Origin of the sequence: Ureibacillus sp. MALMAid1270, assembly GCF_049202975.1 — a bacterium.
Taxonomy (GTDB): Bacteria; Bacillota; Bacilli; order Bacillales_A; family Planococcaceae; genus Ureibacillus.
In genome coordinates this window covers 25,970-37,170 of sequence record NZ_JBMIRP010000021.1, presented here as the reverse complement: position 1 = coordinate 37,170, position 11,201 = coordinate 25,970, and the positions used below count along the sequence as shown (strand labels likewise).

The 11,201-nt window shown below is 34.8% G+C and carries 13 protein-coding genes and 1 other annotated feature; of the genes, 3 read left to right on the top strand and 10 right to left on the bottom strand.

Features of this window, described 5'->3' with window-relative positions:
- Positions 1-151: 151 nt before the first annotated feature.
- Positions 152-382: a binding site (T-box leader), on the bottom strand.
- 194 nt (positions 383-576) lie between these two features.
- Entirely contained in the window at positions 577-1,221 is a 645-nt protein-coding gene (locus ACOQFO_RS01945; RefSeq protein WP_421688036.1) for a PDC sensor domain-containing protein, read from the top strand.
- Positions 1,222-1,298: 77 nt separating this feature from the next.
- Here the strand turns inward: ACOQFO_RS01945 and ACOQFO_RS01940 are convergent, their stop codons facing one another.
- The 3 genes from ACOQFO_RS01940 to ACOQFO_RS01930 form a co-directional block, all read right to left on the bottom strand.
- Positions 1,299-2,063, bottom strand: a complete 765-nt coding sequence (locus ACOQFO_RS01940) for a TrmH family RNA methyltransferase (RefSeq protein WP_421688035.1) — start codon at positions 2,061-2,063, stop codon at positions 1,299-1,301.
- A gap of 294 nt (positions 2,064-2,357) precedes the next feature.
- Complete coding sequence (locus ACOQFO_RS01935) at positions 2,358-2,717, bottom strand: hypothetical protein (RefSeq protein ID WP_421688034.1); 360 nt, start codon at positions 2,715-2,717, stop codon at positions 2,358-2,360.
- A 201-nt stretch (positions 2,718-2,918) separates the two neighbouring features.
- On the bottom strand, positions 2,919-3,788 hold the full coding sequence (locus tag ACOQFO_RS01930; RefSeq protein WP_421688033.1) for a YitT family protein: 870 nt from the start codon (positions 3,786-3,788) through the stop codon (positions 2,919-2,921).
- A gap of 202 nt (positions 3,789-3,990) precedes the next feature.
- Here ACOQFO_RS01930 and sspI point away from each other — a divergent pair, with 202 nt between their 5' ends.
- Positions 3,991-4,200: a small acid-soluble spore protein SspI gene (gene sspI / locus ACOQFO_RS01925; RefSeq protein ID WP_421688032.1), complete on the top strand. Its 210-nt coding sequence runs from the start codon at positions 3,991-3,993 to the stop codon at positions 4,198-4,200.
- Positions 4,201-4,459: 259 nt separating this feature from the next.
- On the opposite strand, the gene argF is transcribed toward sspI, so the two are convergent.
- From argF to ACOQFO_RS01900, 5 genes are all read right to left on the bottom strand, one after another.
- Positions 4,460-5,425, bottom strand: a complete 966-nt coding sequence (argF, locus tag ACOQFO_RS01920) for an ornithine carbamoyltransferase (protein WP_421688031.1) — start codon at positions 5,423-5,425, stop codon at positions 4,460-4,462.
- A gap of 328 nt (positions 5,426-5,753) precedes the next feature.
- Positions 5,754-6,302, bottom strand: a complete 549-nt coding sequence (locus ACOQFO_RS01915; protein ID WP_421688029.1) for a hypothetical protein — start codon at positions 6,300-6,302, stop codon at positions 5,754-5,756.
- Between the two features lie 362 nt (positions 6,303-6,664).
- Positions 6,665-8,116, bottom strand: coding sequence for an AMP-binding protein (locus ACOQFO_RS01910; RefSeq protein WP_421688028.1), 1,452 nt, complete (start codon positions 8,114-8,116; stop codon positions 6,665-6,667).
- Positions 8,117-8,220: 104 nt separating this feature from the next.
- Positions 8,221-9,054 (bottom strand): SDR family NAD(P)-dependent oxidoreductase, encoded by an 834-nt coding sequence (locus tag ACOQFO_RS01905; RefSeq protein ID WP_421688027.1) that lies wholly within the window; start codon positions 9,052-9,054, stop codon positions 8,221-8,223.
- A 28-nt stretch (positions 9,055-9,082) separates the two neighbouring features.
- Positions 9,083-9,337 (bottom strand): hypothetical protein, encoded by a 255-nt coding sequence (locus ACOQFO_RS01900; protein WP_421688026.1) that lies wholly within the window; start codon positions 9,335-9,337, stop codon positions 9,083-9,085.
- Between the two features lie 136 nt (positions 9,338-9,473).
- Here ACOQFO_RS01900 and ACOQFO_RS01895 point away from each other — a divergent pair, with 136 nt between their 5' ends.
- On the top strand, positions 9,474-9,659 hold the full coding sequence (locus ACOQFO_RS01895; RefSeq protein ID WP_421688025.1) for a hypothetical protein: 186 nt from the start codon (positions 9,474-9,476) through the stop codon (positions 9,657-9,659).
- On the opposite strand, the gene ACOQFO_RS01890 is transcribed toward ACOQFO_RS01895, so the two are convergent.
- Together ACOQFO_RS01890 and ACOQFO_RS01885 are read right to left on the bottom strand one after the other, a co-directional pair.
- Positions 9,660-10,421, bottom strand: coding sequence for a hypothetical protein (locus ACOQFO_RS01890; RefSeq protein ID WP_421688024.1), 762 nt, complete (start codon positions 10,419-10,421; stop codon positions 9,660-9,662).
- Positions 10,418-11,134: a hypothetical protein gene (locus tag ACOQFO_RS01885; protein WP_421688023.1), complete on the bottom strand. Its 717-nt coding sequence runs from the start codon at positions 11,132-11,134 to the stop codon at positions 10,418-10,420. The genes ACOQFO_RS01890 and ACOQFO_RS01885 overlap by 4 nt, the downstream gene beginning before the upstream one ends.
- Between the last annotated feature and the right edge of the window lie 67 nt (positions 11,135-11,201).

Here is an 11,201-nt window from a genome sequence, read left to right as displayed (position 1 = left end):
GTTCGGGAATTTGCCTCCGGCTTCCTTCAGATTCCACCTCACGGTGGACACCCTTGCCATTAGCTAACAGTTCCTACTGCCAAGCCTGTAGTGGACTTTCACCACCAAGTTATAGCCCATGCCGGGCGCACAATAAAAAACCCCGCCCCAAAAAAGGGACGAGGATTATATCGCGGTACCACCCTAGTTAATGCAAAAATATGCAATCACTTCATTGAGATAACGACTTTTCTGCCGGCATTCCTTTACAGCTAATGCTGGTCCCGGAAGCTGCTCGCGAGGTGAACTTCAATATTTTCATTGCTATATAAGCTTTCAGTCAGCGGCTTATACTCCCTTTTAGCAGTTCAAATACTTACTCTTCTCGCTCAAACGCATTTAAATAGTGTATTAAAAGTATCTTAAATCATTCTACGATATTTTATTCATGGTTTCAAGAAGTTGTATCCTCTCTTGTTAATCTTTATATGAATTAACAATCCCAACGCAAATTATGTCAATTTTTATTCCATAATTTCAGTTATTAATTGAATTTTTTTAATTTTTATACTATTTCAATATATTTATATAATAATGATGTTAATTAATCTTACACAAAGAAGGTGTGTTTATGTTGTTTTTAAAGAAAAAAATCAACCATCCTTTGATTCTAAATCAGAGCAAAATTTACCGTTCAATATAGATGGAGAAATCCAGGTTGCAGTTGATCAAGAGATTGCACAAATGGCTATTGAAAATAAAGACTTTGTCAATCAAGTAACGAACGCTTTAGATGATCAGCATACATATGTTGAAAAAATGCATACCATTAATTATTCACTAACTGCAACATCTAATGAACTTCAATCTCTAGTAAATCCAAACGTAGAAAATATCGTCATTGACCAAAATCTTGTAAATCAAATAGTACATATACTATCAAAACATGTTCAAACTGATACACTTTTGACTATGGACCCAAATCGTCATCAAGTTGTGTTGGATGCTATTTTAGTAGAAAATCCACATGTAGAAACAATTTGGACAAACCGCATGGATGGTACCTTTATTTATTCCAATCCAAAAGCAGCTTTAGTTAATGCTAAAATGCGCCCTTGGTTTTTAGAAGCTACTCAAGGTAGAGAATATATTTCTGACCCATATATCTCAGCGGTAACAAAAAACATTGCATTACATTATCGTTTCCAATTTTACATGAGCAAAAAGTTATTGGTGTATTAGGAGCAGACTTATCCATAAATTAAAAGAAAAACCGTTTGGGAATTGATTTTCCAAACGGTTTTTTTAAGAATGTTTTATTATTTTTTAACTAGCTGATATAGAAGAATTCCTGTAGCAACAGCTACATTTAACGATTCTGCTTGACCTAAAATTGGAATGATAAGATTTTGGTTGGTCTTATCTAAAAGTTGTGGATGAATTCCACTTCCTTCATTTCCAAGAATCACTGCAAATTCATTTGAACTATTTACTTCTGTATAAGGAATAGCATTTTCTAACGCTGTCCCATAGACTGGAATGTCTTTATCCTGTAATTTTTCAATCCATTCTAATAAATCCCCACGAACTACAGGGATATGGAAATGAGAACCCTGTGCAGCACGGACCGTTTTTGGATTATATGCATCTACAGTTCCTTTCCCGAGAATTACGGCATCCAATCCAGCTGCGTCTGCAGTTCGAATCATTGTGCCAATATTTCCTGGATCTTGTACTGCATCAATCAATAGTACCTTTGACCAATTTGACATGTCTGCGTCGGATATCGCTCTTTGCTTACAATGTGCAAACACACCTTGAGTCGTTTCAGTTTCCGCTATTTCTCTAGCAACAGCATCTGTTACTTCAATCATCATGACATTATCAGTTGGCCATAATAATGGTAAATCTACACCTTCACGAACGATTAATTGCACAATCTGCTCTTTATTTTTTAGAGCTTCTTCAACTAAATGAAATCCTTCTATTATAAATTCACCAGTTTTTTCACGTTCTTTTCGCATTGTCACAAGTTTTTTCCAATGCTTTACTAGTGCGTTTTGTGTTGATTCTATTCGTTTCATTCTAAAATCCGCCGCCTTTTACATTTTGCTTACGCTTCATTTTACACGATTGACGAACTACTGTAAAAGAGACATACCTATACCTTGATTATTACTACTTAACATAGTAATTTTCACTAGAAAAGACCCTACTATAACATAGTAAGGTTTAAATGATCTTTATTTATAGATCATTTTCTATCCTCATTTTGCACCATCTAAGATAGTTAATCTAATAAAATATACGAAGTTAATATTAACCTAAATCTATACTAGTAAAAAAACCTCCCAACAAGGGAGGTTTTTCCTATGTAATTATTTTCCTTTAGCAACGAAATTTACGCCTACTGCTAGACCAACAAAAGAAATTAACATTACATACATTCCTGTTGACGCAAAGTTTACACCAAAAAGATCATCAGTTTTAGACATGATAAATAAGATCATTCCTACGATCCCAATTAACGCTAATACATATCCTCCAACTTTATTGATTGCTTTTCCTTGAAATACACAAATTAATGGATAAATAAAGATTAACAGGAATAACCATCCTTGTTGTTGGAATCCATTAACGCTTAAAAAGCCAAGATCGACCCATTTAAGAAATAACGAAATAATTGCTAATACGAATGAGCCTACGATTACTTTTTTGGATAATGCCCAATTTGCCATTTTTATCACCTCAAGAGTCTATATCGGCAGTTAGAACTAATCTTTAATACCTTTATTATAAAAAAGTACCTATTTTTGTGAAAATTTGTAAATTTCTCATTCCATTATTCACAGGTGATATAAATTCCCACCTAGATTTCTCGTAGATGGGAGGAAAAATGAATTCGGTAGTAGAACTTTGTCAACGACAAATAGTACTCTTTAATGGATATTACGTTTTCTAAAGTTACCGCCCTTAACTTCTGCTGTTTCATATACAGTAACAAACGCAGCTGGGTCTACATCTCGGATAATTTCTTTCATTTTACTATCTTCTAAACGGTTAATAACACATGTAATTTCGATAAATTTCTCTTTCGAATATCCACCATAAACTTCATTATATGTTGCCGATCTTCCTAATCGATCGCGAATCGTTTCTGTCATTGTATCAGGGTCTTTTGTAATAATTTTATATGTTTTCGAACCACTTAAACCTTCTTCAACAATTGTTATTACTTTTGAAGCAATGAAGTATGCGATCCCTGAAAGGATAGCTCCTTTTAAACCAAATACTGTCGATACAATAATGAAAACAAATACATTTAAAAATAAAATTAAATCACTCGTACCAAAAGGTAATTTTCTTGAAAGTAAAACCGCTAACATATCAATACCGTCTAAAGCACCACCATTACGCAATGCTAAACCCATACCAAAACCGAGTATAATACCACCAACAACTGTAACTAATAATGTATCTCCGTGAATAATCGTTGGTATATGGTGCATAAGGCTTGTCCCAACCGATAAAGAGGCAATACCAAGAATAGACAAAATTGCAAAGGTTTTACCTATTTGTTTATAACCTAAAAAGATAAACGGAATATTTAAAAGTGCAATTAGTACACCTAATGGAAGTCCAAATAACTGTGATCCGACGATGCTAATCCCTGTCACACCACCATCTGATACGGAATTTGGAATTAATACTGCTTCTAGTCCATAAGCTGCGATGAATCCCCCAATAATTACCACAATTGCACGTGCTATTAGCTTGCCTGTATTCGATTTGCGTTGTACAGTCCCCATCAAAAAAACCTCAATTCAGTTAAATTTCTTGTTTTATTATATTAAAGTGATTTATTAAGAGTAAAATCATATGTCTTAAATCAAAGAATCTTGTCAAAAATGAAGGTATTTAATAATTTATTCCACTTATTATTATTTTTTGTTCGTACAAGGTATAGTATGTTTTTTTTGAAACATACTACTCATCGAGGAGGAGATTGTAATGAGTTTTATGATACGTGAAGCAATAACTCAAAACGTACAAGGCGATAGTGCAGTAGAATTCCGCGATACTGTTAATGATGCAATTTCTCGTGGTGACGAGCATTTATTACCTGGTCTTGGAGTCTTTTTGGAAAAATGGTGGCAAAACTCAAGTGCTTCAGAACAAGAAGCTTTTGCAGAAAAACTATCTCAAGCATTTAAAAATTAGTTTTGTTTATTGTCGCTGTGGGCAATCAATAATTGTCCACTATTTTTTATTTCCTTCATTAACATAAAGAAAAATAAAAGACAATCCAGCGTCTCCCAGATTGTCTTAGTTTAGCGATGATCTTTCCACCTAGAAATTAACATCACCTATATATGAATTCATTTGCAACGCAATCGTTACATTATGACTTCATTATGAATTAATATTCGATCATCAATAATACAACCCGTATTAAATGATCATCGAGGAATTCCTAAAATTATGCTAATAAAGAAACAAGTACTGCTTTTTGTGCATGCAGTCTGTTCTCAGCCTGTTCGAAAACAAAAGAGTTCGGTCCATCAATTACAGATGATGCTACTTCTTCCTCTCTGTGAGCAGGTAAGCAATGTAAGAACATATAGTTTGGTTTTGCATGAGCAACTAACGCATCGTTAATTTGATAATCTTTGAAATCCACTAGACGTTTCGCAGATTCTTCCTCTTGACCCATAGAAGTCCATACATCCGTATAAATTACATCAGCATCCGTAACTGCTTCAATTGGATCATTTGTCACTGTAACCGTACTTCCATTTGCTTTTGCAATTTCTTGTGCTTTTGCAATTATTTCAGCGTTACATTCATAACCTGGAGGTGTTGCTACTGCAATGTTCATTCCAACATGTGCACATGCCACAACTAAAGAGTGAGCAACGTTATTGCCATCACCAACAAAGGCAACTTTCAAACCTTTTAACTCTACTTTATTTTCCGCAATTGTTTCAAGGTCAGCTAACGCTTGACATGGGTGATAAATATCCGTTAATCCGTTAATAACAGGGATCGTTGCATGTTCTGCTAATTCTTTCACCATTTCATGTGAATTTGCACGAATCATAATTGCATCTAAATAGCCAGAAAGCACTTTACCCGTATCAGAAATTGGTTCACCGCGTCCAATTTGTAAATCACGAGAATGCATGAACATTGCTTTCCCACCTAATTGATTCATCCCAACTTCAAATGAAATACGAGTACGTGTTGAATGTTTTTCAAACAACATTCCAAGCGTTTTTCCCTCAAGTAATTTCGGACATTTCCCTGCTTTTGTCAAAACCTTTAATTTTGTAGCTAACTTCACTAAATCTTGTACTTCTTCACTTGTATAATCAAGCAACGTTAATAAGTCTTTCCCTTTTAAACTAGAGACTAATTTTAGTTGCACTTCTTCTAACAATTTCATTAGGACCGCTCCTTGTTTGCTAAGATGTAATTCATTATACATATGCATATTTATAAAATCAAGTGTATTTTTATTATATTTTCCAATAAATTTAATTCAAGGATTATTCATTATTAACCGAGAAAAGTTTAGTATAAATGAGTTTGAATAGGATATTCATTAGTAAACTTTAATAAATATACGCAATTGCATGCAGTTGGACGTAAATTTATACGGAGGCTTTTGAGTATGGTTGGTTGGGAGTTTCGGAGCTGCAAGGGGATGGGGAATCAGCCAAAAGTATGCGGAAATCAGCCAAGTGTGGTGAGATATCAGCCAATTCGGGGATCTAATCAGCCCATGGAGGTCGCGGGGATGGAAAATCAGCCAAAAGTATGCGGATATCAGCCAATTTCGGGCAGATATCAGCCAAATCTGGAAGTGAATCAGCCAATGCAGATCGCGGGGATGGAGAATCAGCCAAAAGTATGCGGAAATCAGCCAATTTCGGGCAGATATCAGCCAATTCTGGAAGTGAATCAGCCAGTGCAGATCGCGGGGATGGAGAATCAGCCAAAAGTATGCGGAAATCAGCCAATTTCGCGCAGATATCAGCCAATTTTGGAAGTGAATCAGCCAATGGAGATTGCGAGGACGGGAAATCAGCCAAAAGTATGCGGAAATCAGCCAAGTGTGGTGAGATAACAGCCAATTCGGGGATCTTATCAGCCAGTGCGGATTGCGGGGACGGGAAATCAGCCAAAAGTATACGGAAATCAGCCAAGTGTGGTGAGATATCAGCCAATTCGGGGATCTTATCAGCCAGTGCGGATTGCGGGGACGGGAAATCAGCCAAAAGTATGCGGAAATCAGCCAAGTGTGGCGTGATATCAGCCAATTCGGGGATCTAATCAGCCAATGGAGGTCGCGGGGATGTGCAGTCCAGTCCTGGAGCTCCAAATGACAATAGATATTCGCCAAAATCGAAGTGTTATTCGCCAACTTTCGAAATTTATTAGCCAAAATGAAGAGTTTATTAGAAAATGAACAAGATCCGCCTTCTCAAACTGCAGTTATTCGCCAGAAACCAAGAGTTATTAGCCAATATAAAAAACTTATTAGAAACCGAACCAAGTACGCTCTCAATAACAAAATTTTAATTCAAGAAACCTCATTCAAATATCCCGTAACATGCAAAAACGAGACATTTCATGAAGTTTACACCTCGAGAAATGTCTCGTACATCAAACTACACAATCTTTACTTTTGAATACTCATATGACGAAGTTGCTTTCGGTCGAGTTTTCCGAGAGCGGAATATGGCAATTCATCAACTATTTCAATTTCTTTTGGGAGTTCGAATTTAGAAACTTTCGTACGTAACCATTCTTGTATTTCTTGTTTTGTCACAGTTGAAGCACTTTTAGCAATCACCAGAAATGCGTTTAATCTCTGACCAAATTCATCATCATCAATACCGATTACAGCAGCATCTTCAATAGAAGGATGTTGGGTCAAAATTTGTTCTACGAAAGAAGGGTAAACATTCACTCCCCCAGAAATAATCATATCGTCAATTCGTCCAGCTAAAAAATAATACCCATTCTGATCATGGTAACCCAAATCTCCTGTCTCAATCCAACGATTTTCGCTGTTTCGCATTGACCAGGCATTTAAGATACAAATCTGGCCAACCTTTCCTACTTCTACTTCTTCCATATTAAGATCCAAAACTTTTAGTTTCATTCCATCAATTGGTTTGCCAATCGTAGAAGTAGAATAAATCAAGTCCTCTGGTGTTGCGATAAAGTTCAAACCAGCTTCTGTCGTTCCATATAGATTGTATAGAACTTTTCCTAGAGTACCAATCGTATCATTTATTAACTTTGGGTTCAGTTTCGCTCCCCCAGAAGCAATACAGCGTAATGACTTTAAATCGTTTTTATTCGTTTCAATTAATCTCTTAAGAATTGTAGGAACTACCGTAATCACTTCAACTCGATGTTCCCTTATAAGATTACAAGATTTTGCTGCATCAAACTTACGTCGAATGATAATTTTCTTCCCTAAAGGAATAAATAAAAGCAAAATCGCCATACCGTAACCGTGATAAATAGGTGTTGCAATGTATGCAGTATGGTAGTTTAAAACTTTCAGTCGATCTATAAATGATATAAATGGATTTAAATAATTAAATAAAGTCGGTTTATGTATAGCTTTTTTAGGAACCCCTGTTGTACCGCTCGTAAATAGTGTTACTTTACTACTGGAGGTACTTGGGATGCGGTAAAATTCTGGATCTATTACTTGAAGGAAATTATTAATCGCAGGTAGATGTTCATGATAGGTTTTTATTTTTACACCTTGGAAATTAGACTGTTCAATCAATGTGGTAAATTCATCATCATAAATAATGACATCTAATTTAAGAAATTCTATTAATTGTTGAAATTGATTTTTACTGAGTTGAGTATTAACGAAAAAGAGCTCTGCCCCTAATCGTGATGTTGCGAAAATAGATTTCACGAGAGAAGCATGGTTCTTACTCAAGAATGCAACTTTGCTATTACTTCCGATACGAACCTCGTTTCTTAAACAAAGTGCTAATTTTTGTGATTCAAAAAATAATCTACTATAACTATAGGATTCCTCATCATCTACTAGCGCAACTTTATCACCATATTTTTTCGAAGCAAAACATAATAGGGTCATTAGGTTCAATCCATGCTTGAAAATAGATTGTATTAAGCTTAGAAGGGATATTGGAGATAATAACTTAATCTTGTATAAAACAGAGATAAGTTTGAAAACTTTCATCATAATCCCCTCTTATCACTAGATTTTGTAAAATCCCAGAAACTTCTTTTAAATATAGAAATCATTTGGCCAAACAGAAGCCACCAAGGTTGTATTTTTTTCTTCTTTGAATAGAGCGATTTGCAAATGATCCGCGCAGCGAATTTAGAAGACAATGCTGGCGCATTTTGATAAGCAGCTGTTGGTTGAATCATTGGTGTTTTGACTAATGGTAAATAAATACTTGTAGTAGATATCCCTTTATTTCTTAACTCGGGATCAATAGATCTTAGCCATACATCGAATGCCGTCTTCGATGCTTGATAAGCCGCAAAATAAGGAACTGGTGCAAGTACCGTATTAATCGTTGATACATTTATAATGTGTCCTTGATTTTTTTGAAGCAGTGGAATAGTTGATAAAAGAATCCGTACCGGTGCGTAATAATTAATCGCCATCGTTCTCGTAAAATCGTGCATTCTATCAAGAGATTGAAAGATAGATCGTATAATTGATAAGCCAGCATTATTAACAACAACATCTAATCCATCTGGTAAACTATGGAGAAATCTTAAAAATTGTTCCATCTCTTCTTCAATTCTTAAGTCAGCTTGAAAAATACTTACTGTCGCAGACTTCAACTCTATATCCCTTTTGATTTCTTCAAGCTTTTCCCCTCTTCTAGCAACCAATATCAAATGACAACGAATGTCTGCAAGCTCGTATGCTAGTTGTTCTCCTATTCCGGAACTCGCTCCTGTTATTAATATTGACTTCCCATGAAGTTGCAGAATAAGCTTCTTTTTATTCAAATATGTAGGTCGAAATAAAAAATGATCTATGAATCGGTTCAATTTGAAGCACCACCTAGATTCTTCTAACTTACCTTTTGTGTGTTTTAGCTAACAAGTACATTAAAGCAACAATTGTAGCAGTACCAATGATTGAAAAGATGATACTAAGCGGTGTACCAACAAAACCAAAAACCACTTCATCTTGTAATACAACTATATTGTCATTTTCATATAATTTCGTCTCGAAAAAGTGGGTTTTTAAGTAAGCAAAACAAAAAATACTTAAAAATAACACTAAATGTAGAATGATTGAAACAAAAAATGATAGAATGACAATTCTCATTGGATTTCCCCATTTCGAACAAAAAGTTTCAATTAACCTTATACTACCATTAATAAAGAAAAAGAAAAAATTTCAAATGTTGTAACATTTAAGGAAAAACTTTCGTTCCATATACAACACTAGAAAGGAGAGCATTATGACCGAAACAGATTTACTAATTATGCAGGCTAAGAATGGTAATCTTAGAGCATTTGAGCAACTAATCTCAGAATATATCCCAATCATTGAGCGTTTCTCTTTCCAATGCGGTGTACCTTTCGATCAAATAGAGGATGTGTATTTTAATAATCCAACTAATCAGAAAGAATCATCATCTTTCTGATTAGTTATTTTTACTGGGCTGCTCGATTTCCTGTTCATTTAATATCATGACATACTCTAAATCTATATTACTTATTGAATAGCTTTGACCATTAAATGAGTGTTCTGGATATGCTACGTTTCCTGATTGATCTGCCCCTATCCAACCGAAGTGCATAGAATATCGAGTTTGGAAGTTATTGAATAAAAAACCTGATGTATTAGGAGATTCTATTTTGTTGGATTCTTCCATAAACGCTACCCAATCTTCGGGTAATTGCATTACTCCATAAGGTTGCTCAGCCAGGTCGATTGTTTTCACCATTTGTACTTTAGGGAAGTATCGTTCTTCTTCATCAGATATGATAAAACCTCTTTCTCTGATTAAATAAATACTAATAGTACTTAATTGGTCCTCCGGGTGTATATTCCATACAAATTGATAGGAAGAAGGATCATTTTGATCAATTTTCCATAACCTTAATTCTCCGCTATTTTCAATCGTTGCAACTTGCCATTTTCGCATTTTCCATTCCCAGTAACTTAGGCTGTATTCATTTTCTGTGGATACAAACGGGACTACAACATGATGATCATCAATAAAAATTTTGTCTTGTATGGTTTTTGCATCTACACCTTTAAAAGTGCTATTTAATTCTTCTAATAATTGTTCATCTGTTAAAAAAGTTGTAGGTTTCGAAAAAAAGAACCAATAAGCGCAAACTAATGACAAGAGGGTAGCTATTATTAAACCTATGAAAATCGTTAATTTAGGTTTTTTCATTTTTCTACCTCCTCTAAAACCGATTCACTAGTGCGATAATAAAGCTGCTGATCAGATGTTGTAATTAATATTCCTTTCCCATCATTTTCAATAAAAATAATTGAATGAATGCCACTTCCCCATTTTGAGTCGGCATGAATTAGTTGATATGGGAACCGTTCATCTTTCGTAGTTGAATCTGCATTCATATATGTTTCCATGTACCACGGATCACTATAAACTCTTTCTTCCTTCACATTTACGAGTTGCTCTAACAAGCTATCTTTATTCAATCCTTGATCTTTGGCAGATGGATGTGTGTGGATTATTACTGCATGATTAATATCCGAAATGTAGGTTGACGGTTCATCTTTAGGATAAATCGTATGATGTAGTGGAATTGATACAATATTTGTAGCAAGAAAAATGAAGTTTGCCCAAAATCCTAGCCAAGCATAGGCACGATATTTCTCCCATGACTCCCCCTTATTACGAAAAGCAAAATATAATATCCAGACACCTAAAGGTAGAATAGAAATTTTCATCATTTCATTACCAAAATTAATAGAAAAGGTGAAAAGACCCATTACTATAGCAACCGCTATCTTCCACCCTTTTGACTTAACCTTTTGCTTCTTGTAAATTCGGTATGCTAAAAAAGCAACTATACCCCACCCTATCAATCCAGTTAGTGTTGCAATTAAATTGAACGGAATCTCAAAATTAATCTCCACTATTACACCACCTTGAATAATTTTGATAATAAATTGTTTCAAAATCGTTAGAATACTGTTGTGTTTT